We start from the raw sequence: 22842 nt of genomic DNA, 5'->3' as shown, positions 1-22842 counted from the left end.
TTTCTGTATCAGTCTCAGGCAATGGTCACGGCAACAGCGCCGTTCGAACGTCCGCGAGCGATCCCGGCATGCGGCCGGCGTGAGATCACCGAGGGTGATAAACCTGCAGCGACGCGATCTTCCATTCCTGGGCATCGGTATGCACCACGGTTTGTGTGCTGCTCCACGGCTCCGGGTCCGTGCTGCCCGAGTGGTGGATGAGACCCTTCATCAGCACGATGGCCGTGTCTTGCGCCGGGTGGAATATCTCGATGCTCTTGGGCGCCATCTGCAACGCAGGCATGGCCGAACGCTCGATTTGAAAGGCGTGCTGCAGTGCACTGTGGCCACGCAGGCATTCACCGGTCGGGGTGACAAACACGGCCGATGGGGTGAAGTAGCCGACATGTCGGGTGATGTCCCCATCGACCCAGGCTTTCATGCTGTCGTCCAGCAACTGCCTCACGGCAACCTCCGGGTGGAGCGATGTCGCCCTCGCCTCCCTGGTTTCACACCAGTGCGTTCCCGGACCGAAGACGGTGTTTCCGGCCTGCACCATTACATCGAAATAGTTCAGCAGTCCGGGTGAAGACTCAGCCCATGCGCTGGATGTGGTGGACTCTCGCTTGAGTCGGCTCACTTCGTGGTTCCAGCAAATTCTGACCTGCTGCATCGTGCCTCCGCTTGTTGTGCCAGCGCCCAGCATATCGGGCTGCACATCGATGGCGCGGGCTTGAGGGCCCTAAGCCCGCAGCAACGTGGGGCTTTGGTGCAAGCCGGCAGAATGCGCCGGTCACTCCCGGGGCAGAAGAAGCAACCGGGCATCCAGAAGAGAGAGGGCCGCAAAGGGCAGCCCATTCACGCGGAGCGCATGACCACCGTCACAGCCCTTTCCGCCGCCTTTGGGCCGAGGGTTTTCCCGGTGTCACCCTCGAAAAACATGAAGTATATTGCAGGAAACTGACCATGCCAGCACCTACCAAACTCCTCATCCTCGTTGGCACCATGACCAACACCGCCGAATACGTCGCCCAGGCGATCGAAATGGATTGCGCCGACCTGATCGAATCGATCGAGGTGCGCATGATGAACGGGCTGGATATTTCGGTTTTTGACGGGGATGCACTATATCTCCTGTGCACTTCCACCTACGGCGCGGGTGACGTGCCCGACAACGCCCACGCGCTGTACGACTCGCTGGGCAGCCAGCCCAAGTTTCTCGGCCATGTGCGCTACGGCGTGATCGCCCTGGGCGACAGCAGCACACACCCCCAGACTTTCTGCAACGGTGGCCTGCGCTTCGACGAGCGCCTGGCCGACCTGGGCGCGGTGCGCGTGGGTGAGGTGTTCCGCATTGACGCCGCCGCCGGCACCGAGCCCGAGGCGGTCGGCACCGCCTGGTGCCGCGACTGGCTGGCGCTGGCCCTGCAGGCCGAGGCGAAGGCCTGAGCGCGCTGCGGGCCACGAGTTCCAATTCACCCATAAATATTTTAGGCCTCAAGTACGGGTAATTCTGGATCGCCAGCCCCGGACCCCACGTCTACAGTGAACCGCATCCCGGCAAACCATCCACAGGAGACAACAATGACCACCCGCCGAATCGTTCTGACCCGCAGCGCCGCCGTGATCGGCGCAGCATCCACCGGCCTGCTGCTGCCACAAATCGTGCGCGCCCAGTCCGACAAGGTGCGGGTGGGCTTCATGCTGCCCTACACCGGCACCTTCGCCCAGCTGGGCGTGGCGATCGAGAACGGTTTCCGCATGGCCCTCAACGAGCAAGGCGGCAAGCTGGGTGGCCGTGAGGTCGAGTACTTCAAGGTTGACGACGAATCCAACCCGGCCAAGGGCATCGAGAACGCCACCCGCCTGGTGCAACGCGACAAGGTCGACGTGCTGGTCGGCACCGTGCACTCGGGCGTGCAGATGGGCATCCACAAGGTGGCACGCGACACCGGTGTGCTCAACCTGATCCCCAACGCCGGCGTGCACGTGGCCACCCGCGCCCAATGCGCGCCCAACGTGTTCCGCACTTCGTTCAGCAACTCACAGCCGACGCTGGCGCTGGGCAAGGCCATGGTGGCCAACGGCCACAAGAAGGCCGTGTGGATCACCTGGAACTACGCCGCGGGCGACGAGGCCTTTGAAGGCTTCGAACAAAGTTACACAGCCGCAGGCGGCACGATCATGAAGAAGCTCGGCCTGCCCTTCCCCAACGTGGAATTCCAGGCGCTGCTGACCGAGATCGCCTCGCTCAAGCCCGATGCCGTGGCCTGCTTCTTCGCCGGTGGCGGTGCCGCCAAGTTCATGAGCGACTTTGCCGCGGCCGGCCTGAACAAGAGCATCCAGCTGTACGGCTCGGGCTTCCTGACCGAGGGCACGCTCGAAGCCGCCGGTGCGGCCGCCAACGGCGTGCTGACCACCATGCACTACGGTGACTCGCTGAACACGCCACGCGACAAGCAGTTCCGCCTGGACTACGCGAAGGCGTTCCGCCTGCAGCCCGACGTGTATGCGGTGCAGGGTTACGACACCGGCCTGCTGCTGATCAAGGGCGCCAATGCCGTCAAGGGCGACCTCAACAACAAAAAGGCCCTGTACGCCGCCATGGAAGGCGCCGAGATCGACAGCCCGCGTGGCAAGTGGACCATGAGCAAGGCCCACAACCCGATCCAGGACATCTACATGCGCAAGGTCGAGAACAAGGAAAACAAGGTGATCGGCATTGCACAGAAGGCGGTGGCCGATCCGGCCACCGGCTGCCGCATGGGCTGAAGACCGCCCGCGTTTCCTGCTTTCTTGCCTTTACAGACCGGCGCCCACAGGCGCTGGTCTGTTTTTTACCCCTCCAATTTCCCCGCTGCTCGCCGCCTCCGTTTCATGGACCTTGCCAATTTCCTGATCCAGCTGCTCAACAGCCTGCAGTACGGCTTGTTGCTGTTCATGCTGGCCGCCGGACTGACCCTGATCTTCGGCATCATGGGCGTGGTCAACCTCGCGCATGGCAGCTTCTACATGCTGGGCGCCTACCTCGCCTGGTTCCTGGTGTCGCAGCTCAACAGCCTGGTGCTGGCCATCGTGCTGGGCACCGTCATCGCGGTCATCTTCGGCTGGCTGCTCGAATGGCTGCTGTTCCGCCACTTCTACAAACGCGACCACCTGGACCAGGTGCTGCTGACGTTTGGCCTGATCTACATCTTTGAAGAAATGCGCTCCATCTTCTGGGGCGACGACGTGCACTCGGTGCAGGTGCCCGAGATGCTGAACTGGTCGATCCCGCTGACCGACAACCTGTCCTACCCGGTGTACCGCCTGGTGATGTCGGGCGTGTGCATCGCGCTCGCGCTTGGCCTGTACCTGCTCATCTCGAAGACCCGCCTGGGCATGAAGATCCGCGCCGGCGCCTTCAACCGCGAGATGACGGAATCGCTCGGCATCAACATCCGGCTGATCCACGGCGTGGTGTTCGCGCTCGGCGTGGCGCTGGCCGCCATCGCCGGCATGATCGCCTCGCCCATCTCCAGCGTCTACCCGGGCATGGGCAGTTCGGTGCTGATCATGTGCTTCGTGGTGGTCGTCATCGGCGGCATCGGCTCGGTGCGGGGCGCATTGGTTGCCGCGCTGCTGGTCGGCCTGGTCGACACCTTCGGCAAGGTGCTGGTGCCCCAGATCGCCGGTATGGCGGTCTACATGCTGATGGCCGCTGTCCTGCTCTACAAGCCTGAAGGGCTGTTCAAACAATGAGTTCGCCCAAAGCCCAACTGGAAAAGCTGCCGCGCAGCATGCAGGTGATCCTGCTGCTGGGCGCCATCGCCCTCGCCGCCTTCCCGCTCATCCCTGTGGCGGGTGCCGACTTCTACCTGCAGATGCTGTCGCAGATGATGATCCTGGCCATCTTCGCGATGAGCCTGGACCTGCTGCAGGGCGTGACCGGCCTGGTCTCGCTCGGCCATGCCGCCTATTTCGGCCTCGCCGGTTACGCGCTGGCCTTCCTCACGCCGGCCGACACACCCATCAGCCTCTGGTGGGCCTTGCCCGTCTCGGCGTTGGGCGCAGGACTGGCGGCGCTGATCATCGGCTTCTTCGTGGTGCGCACGCACGGCATCTACTTCATCATGGTCACCATGGCGTTCGCGCAGATGGTGTTCTTCCTGTTCTTCGACAACAAGGCACTGGGCGGCTCCGACGGCCTGTACGTGAACTTCCGCCCCGACGCCTCGCTGTTCGGCTGGACCGGCATCGACCTCGAGAACAAGACCACCTTCTTCTACTTCACCCTGGTGGTGCTGGTGCTGGTGTACGCCTTCCTGCGGCGCCTGCTGTTCTCGCCCTTCGGCCGCGTGCTGTCGGGCATCCGCGTCAACGAGCACCGCATGCGCGCCGTGGGTTACGGCACCTTCGGCTACAAGCTCGCGGCCTTCACGCTGGCCGGCGCGCTGGCCGGTGTGGCCGGCTTCCTGTGGGCGGCGCAAACCGGTTACGTGAACCCCGAGCTGATGGGTTTCCACATGAGCGCGCACGCGATCATGATGGTCATCCTCGGCGGCATGGGCAACTTTGCCGGAGCCATCGTCGGCGCCTTCGCGTTCGAGTACGTGATGCACTTCTTCAAGGACCTTACCAAGCACTGGCAACTGCTCATGGGCAGCTTCATCGTGCTGGTGGTGGTGTTCGCGCCGCGCGGCCTGCTCGGCGTGGTGGCCCAGTTCAGCAAGAAGCGGGAGGCCCCATGAGCGAACTGCTGCTGTCTGCGAAGAACCTCACCAAGCGCTTCGGTGGTTTGGCCGCGGTGAACGACGTGTCGGTGGACCTGCACCGCGAACGCATCCACGCCGTGATCGGCCCCAACGGCGCCGGCAAGTCGACGCTGACCAACCTGCTCTCCGGCGACCTGCCGCCCACCAGCGGCCGCGTCACGCTCAACGGCAGCGAGACCGCCGGCAAGAACCCTGCGCACATCTCGCGCCTGGGCCTGGGCCGCAGTTACCAGAAGACCAACATCTTCCGGCCCTTCACCGTGTGGGACAACGTGCGCCTGGCCGCGCAATCGCGCGAGCGGCAGAGCCCGTGGAACCCGCTGCGCTGGTTGTCCGACGCCAGTGCCATGCGCGGGGTGAACCAGCGCTGCGAACGCGCCATCGAACTCGCCGGCCTGAACGCCCGCGCGCACACCGTGGCCGGCACCACCAGCCATGGTGAGCAGCGCCAGCTGGAGATCGCGATGACACTCGCCACCGAGCCCACCGTGCTGCTGCTCGACGAGCCGCTGGCCGGCATGGGCCAGGCCGAGGCCGAGAGCATGGTGGCCTTGCTGCTCAAGCTCAAGCAGGCGCACGCCATCATGCTGGTGGAGCACGACATGGACGCGGTGTTCACGCTGGCCGACCGCCTCACGGTGATGGTCAACGGCCAGGTGATCGCCAGCGGCACCCCGACCGAAATCCGCAACGACGCCGGCGTGCAAGCCGCTTACCTGGGCGAGGAGCACTGATGACCGCTTTGATCCAGGCCACCGGCCTGCACACCCACTACGGCGCCAGCCACATCCTGCGCGGCGTGGACTTCACCGTCGAGCCGGGCCAGACCATCGGCCTGATGGGCCGCAATGGCATGGGCAAGACGACCTTGCTCAAATCCATCATGGGCATCGTCAAACCGAGTGGCGGCAAGGTGCATGTGAAGGGCCAGGACATGACCGGCGCGCCCACTTTCGAGATCGCCCGCCTGGGCGTGGCCTACGTGCCCGAAGGCCGTGGCATCTTCGGCAACCTGAGCGTGCGCGAGAACCTGGTGATGTCGGCCCGCGCCGGCACCCGTGGCCAGCGCGACTGGACGTATGACCGCGTGCTGGAAACCTTCCCGCGCCTGGCCGAACGCCTGAACCACGGCGGCCAGCAGCTCAGCGGTGGTGAGCAGCAGATGCTCACCATCGGCCGCGCGCTCATGACCAACCCCGACCTGCTGATCCTCGACGAAGCCACCGAAGGCCTGGCACCGCTGATCGCGCGCGAGATCTGGCGCATCTGCGGCCTGATCCGCGAGAGCGGCATCAGCAGCGTGATCGTGGACAAGAACTGGAAACACGTGACGCAGATCACCGACGTCAACGTGATCCTGGTCAAGGGCGAGGTGGTGTTCCAGGGCAGCTCGCAACAGCTGCACGCGCAGCCGGAACTGCTGGAACAGTACCTGGGCGTCTGATCGCAGCTTCTGCTCAGAGCAGCGGCCGCAGCTCGCGCGCCGCCTCCAGCAACAGCGGCAACAAGTCCTGGCGGAACACCGCCGGTTCAAAGCGCTCGGGCGAGGCCACCACGTTGAGCGCCGCCACCGTGCGGCCCTGCATGTTGCGCAGCGGCACCGCCAATGCAAACACACCGAGCTCGTGCTCTTCACGCGCAATCGACAGGTCGTCGCTGCGCACCTGCGCGATCAGCGCGCGAAAGGCCTTGTGCTCCACCGTGGTGTGCGGAGTGAGGCGCGGCAGCTCGCGGCCCTTCAGCCAGGTGGAGAACTCGCCGCGCGGCAGGCCGGCCAGCAGCACCCGCCCGGTGGAGGTGGCATGCGCCGGCAGCCGCGCGCCCAGGTGCAGGCCATGCGCCATCAGGCGCTGGCCTCCCAGCGACACGTTGCGCGCCACGATCACCACCTGGTCACCATCGAGCACCGCGGCCGAGAACGATTCGCGCGTCTGCGCCGCGAGCCGGTTCAGGCTGGGCTGCAGCAGGCGCGGCAGGCGCGCCGAGGCCAGGTAGCTGCCGGAGAAACGCAGCACCTTGGGCGCCAGCCAGTAGTGGCTGCCGTCGGACTCCAGATAACCCAGGTGGGCCAGCGTGAGCAGGTGCCGGCGCGCCGCCGCCCGCGTGAGGCCGGCGCGCTCGGCCGCCTGGGTGGCGTTGAGGCGCTGGCGCTCGGTGTCGAAGCTCTCCAGCACCGCCAGGCCTTTGGCCATGCCCTCGATGAAGTCGGCTTTGGCGATGGGGGGCAGCGCGTGGGTCATGCCGGGGATTATGCCCAAGCGCCCTGAATTTGCGCGGTGATCGCGCAATGCGTCCGATCATCGCGCAAATCGCCTGCCGCCGCATTGCAGTTCGGCCTTGCGCTTTTTAAGCTGCGACGGTACCTCATCAGGCCTGTGCTGACCAACAGCCCGGCCACCCTTTCAGGAGACACCCCATGCGAACCCAGGTCGCCATCATCGGCGCCGGCCCCTCCGGCCTGCTGCTCGGTCAGTTGCTGCACAAAGCCGGCATCGACAACATCGTGATCGAACGCCAGACCGGCGAATACGTGCTGGGCCGCATCCGCGCCGGCATTCTGGAACAGATCACCACCGACCTGCTGCGCGAAGCCGGCGTGGGCCAGCGCCTGGATGCCGAGGGCACGGTGCACCACAGCATCGAGCTGGTATTCGCCGGCACGCGCCACGCGATCGACGTGCACGGCCTCACCGGCGGCAGCGTGGTGACCGCCTACGGCCAGACCGAGATGACGCGCGACCTGATGGAAGCGCGCAGCGCTGCCAACCTGCCCACCATCTACGAAGCGGCCAACGTGGAAGTGCTGGACTACGACAGCAACAACCCACGCGTGCGTTACCAGAAGGACGGCCAGACGCACGAGATTGCCTGCGACTTCATCGCCGGCTGCGACGGCTTTCACGGCGTCTGCCGCGCCAGCGTGCCCAAGGGCGCGATCACCGAGTTCGAGAAGGTCTACCCCTTCGGCTGGCTCGGCGTGCTGGCCGATGTGCCACCGGTCTCGCCGCATGCCATCGTCTACGCCAACAGCGAACGTGGCTTCGCGCTGTGCTCCATGCGCAGCCTGACGCGCAGCCGCTACTACGTGCAATGCCCGCTGGACGACAAGGTCGAAGACTGGAGCGACCAGCGTTTCTGGGACGAACTGCGCCTGCGGCTCGACCCGGAGATGGCTTCGCGCGTCATCACCGGCCCCACCATCGAAAAGAGCATCGCCCCGCTGCGCAGCTTCGTCGCCGAGCCGATGCGCTTCGGCCGCATGTTCCTCGCCGGTGATGCCGCGCACATCGTGCCGCCCACCGGCGCCAAGGGCCTGAACCTGGCGGCCAGCGACGTGAAGTACCTCTCGGGTGCGTTCATCGAGTACTACCGCGACAAGACCTCGGCCGGCATCGACAGCTACTCCGAACGCTGCCTGCGCCGCGTCTGGAAGGCCGAGCGTTTCTCGTGGTGGCTCACCACGCTGATGCACCGCTTCCCCGACACCGCCGGCTTCGGCCAGAAGATCCAGGAAGCCGAGCTCGACTACGTGGTGAACTCCGAAGCCATGTCGCGCTCGCTGGCCGAGAACTACGTCGGCCTGCCGCTGAACTTCGGCGAACGCTGAGGCGTTTTCCAGCGCATCCACACGGGCGACACTGTCGCCCGTTTGCGTTTCTGGCGCAGCGCTTGGCGCTACAGTGGCCGCACAACCACCCAACGAGACAAGCGCCATGACCACCTCCCGCCCTGCCCGGCCCGCCCCGGCCCTCAAACCCCTGCGCGGCGTACGCGTGCTCAGCCTGGCGCTGAACCTGCCCGGCCCGGCCGCCCTGATGCGACTGAAGGCCATGGGCGCGAGCTGCCTCAAGGCCGAACCGCCCGGGCCGAAGGGCGCGCCCGCCGGCACCTCGGGCGACCCCATGGGCCAGTACAACCCGCCGGCCTATGCCGAGATGCACGACGGCATCAAGGTGCTCGGCATCGACCTCAAGACCGAGCGCGGCCAGGCCACGCTGCACAAACAGCTGGCGCGCACCGATGTGCTGCTCACCTCCTTCCGCCCCTCCGCACTGGTCAAGCTGCAACTGGGCTGGAAGGCCTTGCACCAGCAGTACCCGGCGCTGTCGGTGGTGGCCATCGTGGGCGCGCCCGGCGCACGCGCCGAAGAACCCGGGCACGACCTCACCTACCTGGCCGACGCCGGCCTGGTGACCGGCCTGGAACTGCCACCCACCCTGTTCGCCGACATGGGCGGCGCGCTGATGGCGAGCGAAGCCGTGCTGCAGGCCGTGCTGGCGCAGCAGCGCAGCGGCAAGGGGAGTTTCCGGGAAGTGGCGCTCTCGGATGCCGCGGCCTGGCTCGCCCTGCCACGCACCTGGGGCCTCACGCAGCCCAAGGGCGCGGTGGGCGGTGCGCACGCCGGTTACCGCGTCTACCCCTGCAAGGACGGGCGCGTGGCGGTGGCCGCGCTGGAGCCGCACTTTGCCGCCGCGCTGAGCACGGCAGCGGGCCTGTCGCTCAGCGATCCGCGGGCGCTGTTCCAGCCCGCCACGCACGCCGCCATCGCGGCCTTCCTGATGGGCAAGACACGCCGGCAGCTGGATGCGCTGGCGCTGGCGAAAGACATTCCGCTGCACACCCTGGCCTGAGCGCGGCCGGGCCGCTCCCGATCTCGCTCAGCGCCCGATGGGCAGGTACTCGAAGCCCTGGCTGCGCACCCAGGCCGGGTCGTAGAGGTTGCGGCCGTCGACGATCAAGGGGCGTTTGAGCCGGGCCTTGATGGTCTCCAGGTCCGGGCTGCGGAATTCCTTCCACTCGGTCACGATGATGAGCGCGTCCGCACCCTCCAGCGCGTCGTTGGGCGTGCGGGCGTAACGCACACGCGGCTCGTCGCCCAGCACCCGCCCGGCCTCCTGCATCGCCACCGGGTCGTAGGCGGTGACGGTGGCGCCGGCGGCCAGCAGATCGGCCAGCAGGTCCAGGCTCGGCGCTTCGCGCATGTCGTCGGTATTGGGTTTGAACGCCAGGCCCCATACCGCGAAGTGGTGCCCCGTCAGGTCCGCACCCAGGCAACGTTTCACCTTGTCGGCCAGCACATGTTTCTGCGCATGGTTGGCGGCTTCCACCGCGGTCAGCACCTTGAGTTCCAGGCCGACGTCTTCCGCCGCGGTCCTGATCAGCGCCTTCACGTCCTTGGGGAAACACGAACCCCCGTAGCCCGCGCCCGGGTACAGGAAGTGGTAACCGATGCGCGGGTCGGAACCGATGCCCTGGCGCACCATTTCGATGTCAGCCCCCAGTTTTTCGGCCAGGTTCGCCAGCTCGTTCATGAAGCTGATGCGCGTGGCCAGCATGGCGTTGGCGGCGTACTTGGTGAGTTCGGCGCTGCGCACGTCGGTGACGATCATGCGTTCGTGGTTGCGTTGAAAGGGCGCGTACAAGGCGCGCATCAGGTGCACCGCCTGGTCGTCGCCAGCGCCGACGATGATGCGGTCGGGCCGCATGAAATCCTCGACCGCTGCGCCCTCCTTCAGGAACTCCGGGTTCGACACCACCGAATACGGCGTCTGCACGCCGCGCTGGCCGAGCTCCTCGGCAATCACTTCCTTCACCCGGTCGGCCGTGCCCACCGGCACCGTGCTCTTGTCGACCACCATCTTGTAGTCGGTCATGCGCCGGCCGATGTTGCGCGCCGCGGCCAGCACATAACGCATGTCGGCCGAGCCGTCTTCATCGGGCGGCGTGCCCACCGCAATGAACTGCACCGTGCCGTGGTGCACCGCGCGGTCGATGTCGGTGGTGAAGCGCAGCCGCCCTGCCGCCACATTGCGCGCCACCATCTCCTGCAGCCCCGGCTCATGGATGGGAATGCCACCCTCGTCCAGGATGCGGATCTTGTCCTGGTCCAGATCCAGGCACAGCACGTCGTTGCCCACCTCGGCCATGCACGCGCCACTCACCAGCCCGACATACCCCGACCCGATCACCGTGACTTTCATGAGGAATTTCTTCTCGAACCAAAGCAGTTCACGAACCCGAATCAATGTATCGGGCGTTCGTGACAGTTCTGCTACGGGACGCGATTCGGCCGGGGGCCGGTAAAATGCCGGCTGCTCCGCCCTCAACCCAGGAAACCCCAGCATGTCCCTCTTCTCCGCTGTCGAAATGGCCCCTCGCGACCCGATTCTGGGTCTGAACGAGCAATTCGCTGCCGACACCAACCCCAACAAAGTGAACCTCGGCGTCGGCGTCTACTTTGACGACAACGGCAAGCTGCCCCTGCTGCAGTGCGTGCAGGCCGCCGAGAAGACCATGATGGACAAGCCCTCGGCACGTGGTTACCTGCCGATTGACGGCATTGCCGCCTACGACGCCGCCGTGAAGGGCCTGGTGTTCGGCGCCGACTCCGAACCCGTGAAGTCCGGCCGCGTGGCCACCGTGCAAGCCATCGGCGGCACCGGCGGCCTGAAAATCGGCGCCGACTTCCTCAAGCGCCTGAACCCCGACGCCACCGTGCTCATCAGCGACCCGAGCTGGGAAAACCACCGCGCGCTGTTCACCAACGCCGGCTTCAAGGTCGGCACCTACGCCTACTACGACGCCGACAAGCGCGGCGTCAACTTCGACGGCATGCTCGCCAGCCTGAACGCTGCCGCGCCCGGCACCATCGCCGTGCTGCACGCCTGCTGCCACAACCCGACCGGCTACGACATCACCCCCGCCCAGTGGGACCAGGTGGTGGAAGTCGTCAAGGCACGTGGCCTGACCGCCTTCCTCGACATGGCATACCAGGGCTTCGGCCACGGCATCGCCGAAGACGGCGCGGTGATCGGCAAGTTCGTCGCTGCCGGCCTCACCTTCTTCGTCTCGACCTCGTTCTCCAAGAGCTTCAGCCTGTATGGCGAGCGCGTGGGTGCGCTGTCGGTGCTGTGCGAAAACGCAGAGGAAGCCTCGCGCGTGCTGTCGCAGCTCAAGATCGTGATCCGCACCAACTACTCCAACCCGCCCATCCACGGTGGCGCGGTGGTGGCCGCGGTGCTGAACAACCCCGAGCTGCGCGCCGTGTGGGAAAAAGAGCTGGGCGAGATGCGCGTGCGCATCAAGGCCATGCGCCAGAAACTCGTGGACGGCCTGAAGGCCGCCGGCGTGAAGCAGGACATGGGCTTCATCACCGACCAGATCGGCATGTTCAGCTACTCCGGCCTGAACAAGGACCAGATGGTGCGCCTGCGCAGCGAGTTCGGCGTTTACGGCACCGACACCGGCCGCATGTGCGTGGCCGCGCTCAACAGCAAGAACATCGACCACGTCTGCCAGTCCATCGCCAAGGTGGTCTGAGCCCAACCGGTTCGACAGAAAAAAGCCGCTCATCGAGCGGCTTTTTTCATGTGCGCCGTGGGGACGCCCCCCCCCGGGACGGCCTGGGCTCGCCTCAACCCCAGAGCACGGAGCGCATGGAGATCGACGCGCCCTGGAAACCCTCATTGAAGAACCGCGGCGCTTCGCCCTCGTGCACCGCGCCAGCGGTGTACAGCAGCGGCAGGTAGTGCTCCCAGCTCGGGTGGGCCATCTGCGACAGCGCGCCCAGTTGCTGAAAGTCGTTCAGCGCCTCCAGGCGGCCCTGCGCCACGTGCTCGGTGGCGATGCGGTCGAACTCGATTGCCCAGTCGTAGGCCTGGTTGTCGGCCGCCTCGCGGCGCATGGCGCGCAGGTTGTGCACGATGTTGCCGCTGCCCACGATCAACACCCCACGCTCGCGCAACTGCGCGAGCTGCCGGCCAATGGCGAAGTGTTCGGCGGCCGGGCGGTGGTAGTCCATGCTGAGCTGGATCACCGGGATGTCGGCCTCGGGAAACATCGGCTTGAGCACCGACCAGCTGCCGTGGTCCAGGCCCCAGTCGTCCTGGTCGAGCAACAGCGCCTGGCCCGAACCGGGTTGCCGCACGGCCTCGCTGATGGCGCTGGCCATCGCCGGCGAACCGGGTGCGGGGTATTGCTGGTCAAACAAGGCTTGCGGGAAACCGCCAAAGTCGTGGATGGTGCGGGGATCGCTCATGGCCGTGAGCTGCCAGCCCGGCGTCAACCAATGCGCGGAAATGCACAGGATCAGTTGCGGCGCGGTGCCGCGCGCACGCAGCTCGGTGCCCAGCGCCTCCCAGCTGCGCCGCCAGGGGTTGTCCTCGATCACGTTCATCGGGCTGCCGTGCCCCACGAACAGCACGGGCAGGCGCTCGCTGGGAGCGAGCGTGGCGTGCAGGGCGGCCAGGTCGGGTGCGGCCGCGCGCGGCGAGGTGGGGTTGGCAGAGGTGCTCATGGTGGGGTTTGGCGGTGTTCAGGGGCGGTGGCGGCGCTGGCCGCGCCCGCATGCAATGGGGGGCAATGCCGCAGGTGGGGCCATTCGGCCCAGCTGCAAGATCGTCGAATGGCAGCACAAAAAGGCCTGTCGATTCTTTCACGAAGGTGACAGCAGCCGTGCGGATTTGGTGGTTTCTCCCTCACGCGCCGAGGCGCATCCTGATATATTGCACTGCAACATAACCACGTTCGACGCCCCATGCTGTATCAGATTTACGAAACCCAGCGCTCGATCATGGAGCCCTTTGCCGACCTCGCCGAGGTGGCATCGCGACTCTTCAGCAACCCCATGCTGCCGCTGGCGCAACTGCCTGGCGCGCAACGCCTGTCGGCCGGGTACGACCTGCTGCACCGCCTGGGCAAGGACTACGAGAAACCCGTCTTCGGCATCCCCACGGTGGACGTGGACGGTGTGAACGTGGCGATCCACGAACGCATCGAAATCGACAAACCTTTTTGTGAGCTGCGCCGCTTCAAGCGCTTCTCCGACAACACCGACACCCTGGCCAAGCTCAAGGGCCAGCCCGTGGTGCTCATCGTGGCCCCGCTCTCGGGCCACTACGCTACCCTGCTGCGCGACACCGTGCGCACCATGCTGAAAGACCACAAGGTCTACATCACCGACTGGAAGAATGCCCGCCTGGTGCCGCTGAGCGACGGCGAGTTCCACCTCGACGACTACGTGAACTACGTGCAGGAGTTCATCCGTTACCTGCAACAAGGTTATGGCAACTGCCACGTGATCAGCGTCTGCCAGCCCACCGTGCCGGTGCTGGCTGCCGTGTCGCTGATGGCCAGCCGTGGTGAGACCACACCCTTGTCCATGACCATGATGGGCGGCCCCATCGACGCCCGCAAATCGCCCACCGCGGTGAACAACCTGGCCACGCAGCGCAGCCACGAGTGGTTCGAGAACAACGTGATCTACCGCGTGCCGGACAACTTCCCCGGCGCCGGCCGCCGCGTCTACCCCGGCTTCCTGCAGCACACCGGTTTTGTCGCCATGAACCCGGACCGCCACGCGTCCAGCCATTACGACTACTTCAAGGACTTGATGAAGGGCGACAACTCGAGCGCCGAGGCCCACCGCAAGTTCTACGACGAGTACAACGCCGTGCTCGACATGGACGCCGACTACTACCTGGAAACCATCGACACCGTGTTCCAGGACTTCAAACTGGTCAACGGCACCTGGGACGTGAAGAACGAAAAAGGGGTGCTGGAGCGCGTGCGCCCGCAGGACATCACCCGCACCGCCCTGCTCACGGTGGAAGGCGAACTCGACGACATCTCCGGCTCGGGCCAGACCGCCGCCGCGCACGAACTGTGCACCGGCGTGCCCACGACCCACCGCATGCATTACGAGGCACAGGGTGCCGGGCACTACGGCATCTTCAGCGGCCGCCGCTGGCGCGAGATGGTGAACCCGGTGGTCACCAGCTTCATCCGCGCCCACCAGCCTTCGGCCAAAACTGCGCAGGCCGCCCCGGCGGCACCGCAGGAGGCGCCTGCTCCGGCCGCTGCAGCCACCAGAACTGCAGTGAATGCGGCAGCAAAGACGGCGGTGAAGGCCGCAGCGCCCAAGGCCGCTGCACGCAAAGCCCCCGTGGCCGGCAAGGCCGCGGCCAAGGCCAGCCCGCGCAAGACCGCCACGGTCAAGGCCTGAGCCACGAGGCCCCCGGCCTGCCGCACGCCCCTGGCGTGCCGGCAGCGCCGTTATATTCCCCGGCATGAACGATCTCGCCCGGCGCATCGATTCCGCCCTGCCGCAAACCCAGTGCACGCGCTGCGGTTACCCAGACTGCGCGCGCTACGCGCAAGCCATCGCGGACGGCGAAGCCGGCATCAACCAATGCCCGCCCGGCGGTGCCGAAGGCATTCAACGCCTGGCCGCCCTCACCGGCCAAGCCGTGCAGCCGCTGGACCACCGCTTCGGCATTGAAGGCCCGGTGACGGTGGCGGTGATCGACGAGGCCTGGTGCATCGGCTGCACGCTGTGCATTGCGGCCTGCCCGACGGACGCCATCGTAGGCGTACACAAGCGCATGCACACCGTGGTGGAACCGCACTGCACCGGCTGCGAGCTGTGCCTGCCGGTGTGCCCGGTGGACTGCATCTCGCTGGAGATCGTCAGCGGTGAGCGCACCGGTTGGCAGGCCTGGACGCCGGAACAGGCGCAAAAGGGCCGCGTGCGTTACACCGAGCGCCAGCAGCGGCTGGCGCGCGAGAAACAGGCGCATGAGGTGCGCATGGACGCCCGGGCGCGCGAGAAGCTGACCGATCTGGCGGCGCACTCCACAATCACCGACGAGACCGTGCTGGAGAAAAAACGCGCGGTGATCGAAGCCGCCATGGCGCGTGCACGCGCCAAACGCGCTTCACCGCCACCGGCCACCTGAACGGCACCGTGCCTCAGGCGGGCTGGCGCGCCGCGGCGGTCTTGTAGACGCCGCAGCCCACGTACAGATCGTCGAGCTGCACCACATAGGACATCTTGGCCTGGATCGCACCGGTCACCGGGTTGGCGATGTCGTACTCCACCCAACCCTCGCCCGCCTCGCACTGCGCCACGATGGCATTGAGCAAGGCTTGGCCGTCTGCACCGGGAATGTCCTGCACCCGGCTGCCCACCTTGTCGGGCCGGCCGCCAAAGGCGCGGTAGACGCCAGCGCTGTCGAGCGCGAACACGTACATGTCGCGGTCGTGGAACCCTTGCGCCGGCTCGGTCAGTTCGCGTGCGAAGTTGCCGCGGCCGCGTTGCCGGTGCATGGACTGGGCCCGCGCCACCAGCTGCATGGCTTCTTCGGCCGTGCCCTGCTGCAGCATGAAGGACGACACCGCCTGCGACAGGTGCACCGCGCGGTGTTCGAGCTTTTCGGCCTGCTCGACCGCGCGCTCGACCATCTGCGCGTTGCGCTGGGTGATGCTGTCGAGCTGCGTCACGGCGGTGGAGATTTCGGTCAGGCCGTTGCTCTGTTCCGCACTCGAGGCCGAGATGAGCGACATGTTGGAGGCCACACCGCGCACGCCGTCGGCGATCTGGCCGATGCTCGCGCCGGCGGTGCGGATCTGCGCCACGCTGCTCTCCACCTGGTTGCGCGAGGCTTCGATCAGGCCGCGGATTTCCTGTGCCGACGCGGCCGAGCGCTGCGCCAGCGTGCGCACCTCGGCCGCCACCACCGCAAAACCACGCCCCTGTTCACCGGCGCGCGCGGCTTCCACCGCGGCGTTGAGCGCCAGGATGTTGGTCTGGAACGCGATGCTGTCGATCACGCCGATGATCTCGCCCATCTGCTGGGCGCTTTTCTGAATGCCTTCGACCGAGGCCACCGCCCGCCCCATGGCCTGGGCACCGGACTCCGCCACATCACGCACCTGCGCGGCCTGCCGGTCGGACTCCACCGCGGTGCGCGCGTTCTGCTGCACCGTGCCCGAGAGCTCGTGCACGCTGGCCGCGGTCTGCTCCAGGTTGGCGGCCTGCTGCTCGGTGCGGTCGGCCAGTTCGCGGTTGCCCACCGCGAGGCTGCGGCCGGCATGCGCCACCAGCGCCGAATTGCTGCGCACCTCGGCCACCATGGCCGAGAGCTGGCCGATGGTGCGGTCGAGCAGGCGCGCCAGCTCGGCCAGTTCGTCGCGGCCGTTCAGTTGCAGGTCCGAACGCAGGTTGCCGGCCGCGGTCTGGTCCATCACGCGCAGCACCTGGCGAAAGTCGTGCATGAAGCTGGCGTAGAAGCTCAGCATCAGATAAGCCAGCAGGCCGATGCCCAGCCCGGCGCACACGCGCGCACCGGCCACGTCGAACAGCCACAGGCCGAGCCAGGGCGACAGCGCCGCGGCGGCGAGAAGAACCAGCTTGCCACGCAGGCGCAAGCCCTGCATCAGCCAGATGCCGGGCGCCAAAGGTTGCAGGAAAGACATGCGAGAAAACTCCGCGGATAAAGGGGACATATCGGCCCCGCGCGCCGGGGCTGCAGGCGGGAAAACCCGCTCACTCAGTGCATGCTGTGGATGCCGGACTGCTGCGCCTCGAAGTGGCGGAACAGCTGGCCTGCCATGTGCTGCAACCTCTCGTCGGCCATGTCGTGCGCGTGCACCAGTTGCTCCAGCGCGTAGCGGCGGTCGCAGAGCATCAGCGCCCGGCTCACGCACATGCCGCGGAAGGACATGCGCAGGCAGAAGTGCTCCAGCAGTTCTTCGGGCCAGGCCATGGCCGCCTCACGCGGGCGGGCGGCGGAAACCGCTGCGGCTGCGGCGTGGCCGCTCGGGTCGTTCGGTACCGGGTCGGAAAACAGGTTCATGGCAACTCCTGCGACGGTGGGACGGGGCCGCACCACCCGGGCACAGCTCGTATGCCACAAGCGTAGAGGCGCCCGGTGCGCCGCAAAACGCCGAAGAAAGCCTGAAAAAACCGCCTGCTCCGCCCCTTGCCCGCCGCCTGGCCGACCGGCGGGCCCGCGCTCAGCCCGGCTGGTTGGCCAGGCGCGCGAAGGCGCTCACCACCTCGAGCGGCGCCTGCACCAGCTCGATGAGAACGCCTTCGCCGGCAATCGGAAATTCGTCGTTGGCCTTGGGGTGCAGGAAGGTGATGTCGAAGCCCGCCGCGCCCTGGCGGATGCCACCCGGTGCAAACCGCACGCCCTGGGCGCTGAGCCATTCCACCGCCTTGGGCAGGTCGTCGATCCACAGGCCGACGTGGTTCAGCGGGGTGGTGTGCACCGCCGGCTTTTTTTCCGGGTCCAGCGGCTGCATCAGGTCCACCTCGACCTTGAACGGGCCGCTGCCGATGGCGCAGATGTCTTCGTCCACGTTCTCGCGTTCGCTGCGGAAGGTGCCGGTGACTTCCAGGCCGAGCATCTCGACCCAGAGTTTCTGCAGGCGTTGTTTGTCGGGCCCGCCGATGGCGATCTGCTGGATGCCCAGCACCTTGAAAGGACGTGAGGAAGAAGGGGAAGTCGGGGAAAAAGAAGACATGAGACTCAATGAACTCCGAGAAAAGTCAGGGACGGCACGCGCTCCAGCGCCCACACCGTGGCCGGCGGCAGGTTGGCCCAGACCGAGGCCGAGCGCCGCCAGTGCCAGCCCGGCGGGATGCCGTGAAAGGGCCGCAAATGGGGTGCGGCATAGGTGTACTGGATCAGGCGCGAGCCCGGCTGGCGGCCGATCAGCGCCAGCATGGCGTGCTCGCAGCGGCGGGCTTCCTCACGCGGCATGGACAGCAGCGGCAGGGACGACACCAGCGTGACCGGCTGGCGCACGTCGATCGGAATCGAGTCCACCAGGGAAGCACAGTGGTTGAGCACCTCGGCCAGTGGAAAGGCGCGGCGCAGCATGCGGGCAAAGTCGGGGTCGCGTTCGATCACCACGAAGCGGTCCAGCGCCGCACTGGAGGCGGCCAGCTCGCGCGTGATGGCACCGGTGCCGGCACCGACCTCGATCAGCACGCCTCCGGTCTCGGTGCGCGAGACCTCGCTCGCGATGGCCCGGGCCAGGGCCCTGGACGCCGGTGCAATGGCACCGATGTGACGCGGATTGCGCAAACACCCCAGGGCAAAAGCCAGACCATGTCGCATGCGGACCTTTCCGAGCCAAACGTGCGGAAAGATTAGCGCACTTCATGGGCGGCAGGGGTATCCGACGGTGCCTGTGTGCGTATCAGCCGAATTCGACGATGGGCTGGTCCACCACGAGCGATTCGCCCTTGCTCGCCAGCACCTTGGCCACCACGCCGTCGGCGGCGGCAAACAGCACGTTCTCCATCTTCATGGCCTCGATCACCGCCACACGCTCGCCAGCCTGCACCTTCTGGCCGGGCTGCACCGCAATGTCCACCAGCAGGCCGGGCATGGGCGAGAGCACGTAGCGGCTCATGTCGGGCGGTGCCTTGAACGGCATCAGGGCATGCAGCTCGGCCATGCGCGGCGACACCACCATGGTCTCGATGCGCGTGCCGTTGTGCTGCACCACCAGGGCCAGCGGGTTGCGTGGCGTGCCACGTTCGATCTGCACCGTGAACGGCTGGCCGTTGCAGGTGCCGCTGACGCAGATGTCGTTCAGGCGCGAGCCGCTGGTGATGGCGTAACGCTTGCCATCGACCGTGACCACGGCCGAACCGATCTGCCCGACCACCTCGTCCACGTGCACCGCCTTCTGCACGTGCGCGCCCTTGGCATCGAGCACGATGACCGCATAGCCGTGCCCCACCTTCACGCCGTAACCCGGCAGCTGGCCCGAGAGGCCGGCGGCGCGCTCGCGCGACTTGCGCCGCACGAAGGCCGCCATGGCCACGAGGAAATCAGGGTCGCTGTGCGGCACGTCCTCGGCGCGGAAACCGTGCGCGTAGTGCTCGGCGATGAAGCCGGTGTTGAAATCACCGGCGACGAATTTCGGGTGTGCCAGCAGCGCGGCCTGGAACGGAATGCTGCTGCTGATGCCCCGGATGACGAAGCCATTGAGCGCCTCGCGCATCTTGTGGATGGCGTCGAGCCGGTCGGTGCCGTGCACGATCAGCTTGGCGATCATCGAGTCGTAGAACATCGGGATCTCGCCACCGTCCTGCACACCTGTGTCCACGCGCACGCCTTGCAGCTCGGTGGTGTTGGCCTGGAACATGGTCTGCGCCGGGGGCGCGAAACGCACCAGCCGCCCGGTGCTGGGCAGGAAGTTGCGGAACGGGTCTTCGGCGTTGATGCGGCATTCGATGGCCCAGCCATCACGCTTCACCTCCGCCTGCGTCAGCGGCAGCTTCTCGCCGGCCGCCACGCGGATCATGAGCTCCACCAGATCGAGGCCGGTGATGCACTCCGTCACCGGGTGCTCCACCTGCAGGCGCGTGTTCATCTCCAGGAAGTAAAAGTCCTGGTCCTTGCCGACCACGAACTCCACCGTGCCCGCGCTCTGGTACTTCACCGCTTTGGCCAGCGCCACGGCCTGCTCGCCCATGGCCTTGCGCGTGGCGTCGCTGATGAAGGGCGACGGCGCCTCCTCAATCACCTTCTGGTGCCGGCGCTGGATGGAGCATTCGCGCTCGTTCAGGTAGATCACGTTGCCGTGCGCATCGCCCAGCACCTGGATCTCGATGTGGCGTGGCTCCTGCACGAACTTCTCGATGAAGATGCGGTCGTCGCCGAAGCTGTTGCGCGCCTCGTTCTGGCAGGCGGTGAAACCTTCCAGCGCTTCCTTGTCGTTGTAGGCCACGCGCAGACCCTTGCCGCCGCCACCCGCGCTGGCCTTGATCATCACGGGGTAGCCGATGTCCTTCGCGATCTGCACCGCGCGCTCGGCGGATTCGATGGCGTCGTTCCAGCCCGGAATGGTGTTGACCTTCGCTTCGCTGGCCAGCTTCTTCGAGGCGATCTTGTCGCCCATGGCAGCAATGCTGAAGTGGCGCGGCCCGATGAAGGCCATGCCCTCTTCTTCCACACGTTTGGCGAAGGCTTCGTTCTCCGACAGGAAACCGTAGCCGGGGTGGATCGCCTGGGCGCCGGTCTTCTTCGCGGCTTCGATGATCTTGTCGGCCACCAGGTAACTCTCGCGCGAGGGTGCCGGGCCGAGCAGCACGGCCTCGTCGGCCAGCTGCACGTGGCGCGCTTCCTTGTCGGCCTCGGAATACACCGCCACGGTGGCGATGCCCATCTTCTTCGCGGTGGCGATCACACGGCAGGCGATCTCGCCGCGGTTGGCAATGAGGATTTTGGTGAACATGGTGTGAAAAGAATGAAGGGTGCGTCAGGCCTGCATGGAGGCGATCAGGTCCAGCTCGACGCTGGCGTTCTTGGGCAACTGGAAAACGCCCACGGAGGTGCGGGTGTGCCGCCCCGCTTCGCCCAGCACGTCCGACAACACGGCAGAGGCGCCATCCGCCACTTCGCTGTGCTGCGTGAAGGCATCGGTGCATTGCACGAACACGGTGATGCGCAGGATGCGGCCCACGCGATCCAGGCTGCCGAACTGCTGGCGCAGCAGTGCCAGGGCGCGCATGGCGCACACCTGGGCAGCCCGTTGCGCCTGCTCCAGCGACACCTCGGCGCCCACGCGCCCGGTGACGACCACGGTGTCGCCCACACGGGGCACCTGCCCGCTGACGTAGGCCAGGTGTCCGTCCACCACCACCGGGGTGTAGTTGCCGCCGATCTTGATCTCACCGTCAAAGGCGTAGCCCAGGCGGTGGGCCCAGTCGTCAAACCGTTGGTCCGTGCTCATCGGCAGATGCCTCGTTCAGAGCGGAATGTTGCCGTGCTTGCGCCACGGGTTTTCCAGCTTCTTGTCTTTCAGCATCACGAGGCTGCGGCAGATGCGCTTGCGCGTTTCGTGCGGCAGGATCACGTCGTCGATGAAGCCTCGTGCGCCCGCCACGAAAGGGTTGGCAAAACGGGCCTTGTATTCGGCTTCGCGCTGCGCCAGTTTGGCCGGGTCTTTCTTTTCCTCGCGGAAGATGATCTCCACCGCGCCCTTGGCGCCCATCACCGCAATCTCGGCATTGGGCCAGGCAAAGTTCACGTCGCCGCGCAGGTGCTTGGAACTCATCACGTCGTACGCGCCGCCATAGGCCTTGCGCGTGATCACGGTGATCTTCGGCACGGTGCACTCGGCATACGCGTAGAGCAGCTTGGCGCCGTGTTTGATGATGCCGCCGTACTCCTGCGAGGTGCCGGGCATGAAGCCGGGCACGTCCACGAAGGTGACCACCGGGATGTTGAAGGCATCGCAGAAGCGCACGAAACGCGCGGCCTTGATGGAGCTCTTGATGTCCAGGCAACCGGCCAGCACCAGCGGCTGGTTGGCCACGATGCCCACCGTCTGGCCGTCCATGCGCGCGAAGCCGATCAGGATGTTCTTGGCGTACTCCGGCTGCAGTTCGAAGAAGTCGCCGTCGTCCACCGTCTTGAGGATCAGCTCCTTCATGTCGTAGGGCTTGTTCGGATTCTCCGGCACCAGCGTGTCCAGGCTCAGCTCCATGCGGTCCATCGGGTCACCGCTGGGCCGCACCGGCGCTTTCTCGCGGTTGTTCAGCGGCAGGTAGTTGTAGAGCCGGCGCAGCATGAGCAGCGCTTCCACATCGTTCTCGAAGGCGAGATCGGCCACGCCACTGCGCGTGGTGTGGGTGGTGGCGCCACCCAGTTCCTCGGCGGTCACCGATTCGTGCGTCACGGTCTTCACCACCTCGGGGCCGGTCACGAACATGTAGCTCGAATCCTTCACCATGAAGATGAAATCGGTCATGGCGGGCGAGTACACCGCGCCGCCGGCCGAGGGGCCCATGATCATGCTGATCTGCGGCACCACACCGCTGGCCATCACGTTGCGCTGGAACACGTCGGCATAACCCCCGAGCGAGGCCACGCCTTCCTGGATGCGCGCACCGCCCGAATCGTTGAGGCCGATCACCGGCGCGCCGACCTTCATGGCCTGGTCCATCACCTTGCAGATCTTCTCGGCGTGCGCCTCGGAGAGTGCACCGCCGAAGACGGTGAAGTCCTGGCTGAAGACGAACACCAGGCGGCCATTGATCATGCCGTAGCCGGTGACCACGCCGTCGCCGGGGATCTTGTTGTCCTGCATGCCGAAGTCTGTGCATCGGTGCTCGACGAACATGTCCCACTCTTCGAAGGTGCCCTCGTCCAGCAGCACCTCCAGCCGCTCGCGCGCGGTGAGCTTGCCCTTGGCATGCTGCGCGGCAATGCGCTTCTCGCCACCGCCCTGCCGCGCCGCGGCGCGCTTGCGTTCGAGTTGTTCAAGGATGTCCTGCATGGATGTTCTCCGGATAAGAGCAGTG

Annotated in this window: 22 protein-coding genes; 11 read left to right on the top strand and 11 right to left on the bottom strand. The window is 66.3% G+C overall.

Annotated elements, in window-relative coordinates; translation table 11 throughout:
- Positions 1-85: 85 nt before the first annotated feature.
- Positions 86-652: a YybH family protein gene (locus tag HPA01S_RS00585; RefSeq protein WP_169801484.1), complete on the bottom strand. Its 567-nt coding sequence runs from the start codon at positions 650-652 to the stop codon at positions 86-88.
- 293 nt (positions 653-945) lie between these two features.
- Here HPA01S_RS00585 and HPA01S_RS00580 point away from each other — a divergent pair, with 293 nt between their 5' ends.
- The 6 genes from HPA01S_RS00580 to HPA01S_RS00555 all read left to right on the top strand — a co-directional run bounded on the left by HPA01S_RS00580 (position 946) and on the right by HPA01S_RS00555 (position 6177).
- Positions 946-1428, top strand: coding sequence for a flavodoxin domain-containing protein (locus HPA01S_RS00580; protein WP_066265316.1), 483 nt, complete (start codon positions 946-948; stop codon positions 1426-1428).
- Positions 1429-1563: 135 nt separating this feature from the next.
- The gene (locus HPA01S_RS00575) at positions 1564-2751 is read left to right on the top strand and encodes an ABC transporter substrate-binding protein (RefSeq protein WP_066265313.1); all 1188 of its coding nucleotides are present in this window, start codon (positions 1564-1566) and stop codon (positions 2749-2751) included.
- Between the two features lie 105 nt (positions 2752-2856).
- Positions 2857-3720 (top strand): branched-chain amino acid ABC transporter permease, encoded by an 864-nt coding sequence (locus tag HPA01S_RS00570; protein WP_066265311.1) that lies wholly within the window; start codon positions 2857-2859, stop codon positions 3718-3720.
- Positions 3717-4709, top strand: coding sequence for a branched-chain amino acid ABC transporter permease (locus HPA01S_RS00565; RefSeq protein WP_066265309.1), 993 nt, complete (start codon positions 3717-3719; stop codon positions 4707-4709). The genes HPA01S_RS00570 and HPA01S_RS00565 overlap by 4 nt, the downstream gene beginning before the upstream one ends.
- Positions 4706-5467: an ABC transporter ATP-binding protein gene (locus HPA01S_RS00560; protein ID WP_066265307.1), complete on the top strand. Its 762-nt coding sequence runs from the start codon at positions 4706-4708 to the stop codon at positions 5465-5467. Before HPA01S_RS00565 ends, HPA01S_RS00560 begins: the two co-directional genes overlap by 4 nt.
- Entirely contained in the window at positions 5467-6177 is a 711-nt protein-coding gene (locus tag HPA01S_RS00555; protein ID WP_157084847.1) for an ABC transporter ATP-binding protein, read from the top strand. The genes HPA01S_RS00560 and HPA01S_RS00555 overlap by 1 nt, the downstream gene beginning before the upstream one ends.
- Positions 6178-6190: 13 nt before the next feature.
- Here the strand turns inward: HPA01S_RS00555 and HPA01S_RS00550 are convergent, their stop codons facing one another.
- On the bottom strand, positions 6191-6973 hold the full coding sequence (locus tag HPA01S_RS00550) for an IclR family transcriptional regulator domain-containing protein (RefSeq protein ID WP_066265304.1): 783 nt from the start codon (positions 6971-6973) through the stop codon (positions 6191-6193).
- Positions 6974-7149: 176 nt separating this feature from the next.
- On the opposite strand from HPA01S_RS00550, the gene pobA reads away from it, so the two are divergent.
- Both pobA and HPA01S_RS00540 read left to right on the top strand, forming a co-directional pair.
- The gene (gene pobA / locus HPA01S_RS00545; RefSeq protein ID WP_066265302.1) at positions 7150-8340 is read left to right on the top strand and encodes a 4-hydroxybenzoate 3-monooxygenase; all 1191 of its coding nucleotides are present in this window, start codon (positions 7150-7152) and stop codon (positions 8338-8340) included.
- Positions 8341-8446: 106 nt separating this feature from the next.
- Positions 8447-9364 (top strand): CoA transferase, encoded by a 918-nt coding sequence (locus HPA01S_RS00540; RefSeq protein WP_066265300.1) that lies wholly within the window; start codon positions 8447-8449, stop codon positions 9362-9364.
- 27 nt (positions 9365-9391) lie between these two features.
- On the opposite strand, the gene HPA01S_RS00535 is transcribed toward HPA01S_RS00540, so the two are convergent.
- Complete coding sequence (locus HPA01S_RS00535; RefSeq protein ID WP_066265298.1) at positions 9392-10714, bottom strand: UDP-glucose dehydrogenase family protein; 1323 nt, start codon at positions 10712-10714, stop codon at positions 9392-9394.
- A 142-nt stretch (positions 10715-10856) separates the two neighbouring features.
- Between HPA01S_RS00535 and HPA01S_RS00530 the strand changes: the two genes are divergently transcribed.
- Positions 10857-12053 carry an amino acid aminotransferase gene (locus HPA01S_RS00530; RefSeq protein ID WP_066265295.1) on the top strand — a complete coding sequence of 399 codons (1197 nt, stop codon included), beginning with the start codon at positions 10857-10859 and terminating at the stop codon, positions 12051-12053.
- Between the two features lie 94 nt (positions 12054-12147).
- Here the strand turns inward: HPA01S_RS00530 and ygiD are convergent, their stop codons facing one another.
- The gene (gene ygiD / locus HPA01S_RS00525) at positions 12148-13029 is read right to left on the bottom strand and encodes a 4,5-DOPA-extradiol-dioxygenase (RefSeq protein WP_066265293.1); all 882 of its coding nucleotides are present in this window, start codon (positions 13027-13029) and stop codon (positions 12148-12150) included.
- A gap of 240 nt (positions 13030-13269) precedes the next feature.
- Here ygiD and HPA01S_RS00520 point away from each other — a divergent pair, with 240 nt between their 5' ends.
- Together HPA01S_RS00520 and rsxB are read left to right on the top strand one after the other, a co-directional pair.
- Entirely contained in the window at positions 13270-14736 is a 1467-nt protein-coding gene (locus HPA01S_RS00520) for a polyhydroxyalkanoate depolymerase (RefSeq protein ID WP_066265291.1), read from the top strand.
- 64 nt (positions 14737-14800) lie between these two features.
- A complete protein-coding gene (gene rsxB, locus HPA01S_RS00515; protein ID WP_066265289.1) occupies positions 14801-15469 on the top strand; it encodes an electron transport complex subunit RsxB in 669 nt (222 codons plus the stop codon).
- A gap of 13 nt (positions 15470-15482) precedes the next feature.
- On the opposite strand, the gene HPA01S_RS00510 is transcribed toward rsxB, so the two are convergent.
- From HPA01S_RS00510 to HPA01S_RS00480, 7 genes are all read right to left on the bottom strand, one after another.
- Positions 15483-16988 (bottom strand): methyl-accepting chemotaxis protein, encoded by a 1506-nt coding sequence (locus HPA01S_RS00510; protein ID WP_066265281.1) that lies wholly within the window; start codon positions 16986-16988, stop codon positions 15483-15485.
- 74 nt (positions 16989-17062) lie between these two features.
- On the bottom strand, positions 17063-17368 hold the full coding sequence (locus tag HPA01S_RS00505; RefSeq protein WP_066265278.1) for a hypothetical protein: 306 nt from the start codon (positions 17366-17368) through the stop codon (positions 17063-17065).
- A 160-nt stretch (positions 17369-17528) separates the two neighbouring features.
- Positions 17529-18041, bottom strand: a complete 513-nt coding sequence (locus HPA01S_RS00500) for a VOC family protein (protein WP_066265276.1) — start codon at positions 18039-18041, stop codon at positions 17529-17531.
- A gap of 5 nt (positions 18042-18046) precedes the next feature.
- Positions 18047-18640: a class I SAM-dependent methyltransferase gene (locus HPA01S_RS00495; protein WP_157084846.1), complete on the bottom strand. Its 594-nt coding sequence runs from the start codon at positions 18638-18640 to the stop codon at positions 18047-18049.
- Between the two features lie 82 nt (positions 18641-18722).
- Positions 18723-20771 (bottom strand): acetyl-CoA carboxylase biotin carboxylase subunit, encoded by a 2049-nt coding sequence (locus tag HPA01S_RS00490; RefSeq protein WP_066265270.1) that lies wholly within the window; start codon positions 20769-20771, stop codon positions 18723-18725.
- 24 nt (positions 20772-20795) lie between these two features.
- Positions 20796-21269 (bottom strand): RidA family protein, encoded by a 474-nt coding sequence (locus HPA01S_RS00485; RefSeq protein ID WP_066265268.1) that lies wholly within the window; start codon positions 21267-21269, stop codon positions 20796-20798.
- A gap of 15 nt (positions 21270-21284) precedes the next feature.
- A complete protein-coding gene (locus HPA01S_RS00480; RefSeq protein WP_066265265.1) occupies positions 21285-22817 on the bottom strand; it encodes an acyl-CoA carboxylase subunit beta in 1533 nt (510 codons plus the stop codon).
- Positions 22818-22842 lie beyond the last annotated feature (25 nt).

Origin of the sequence: Hydrogenophaga palleronii NBRC 102513, assembly GCF_001571225.1 — a bacterium.
Lineage (GTDB): Bacteria > Pseudomonadota > Gammaproteobacteria > Burkholderiales > Burkholderiaceae_C > Hydrogenophaga > Hydrogenophaga palleronii.
Note: the sequence above shows the minus strand (reverse complement) of the source record. Positions and strands in the feature narration are given on the sequence as shown.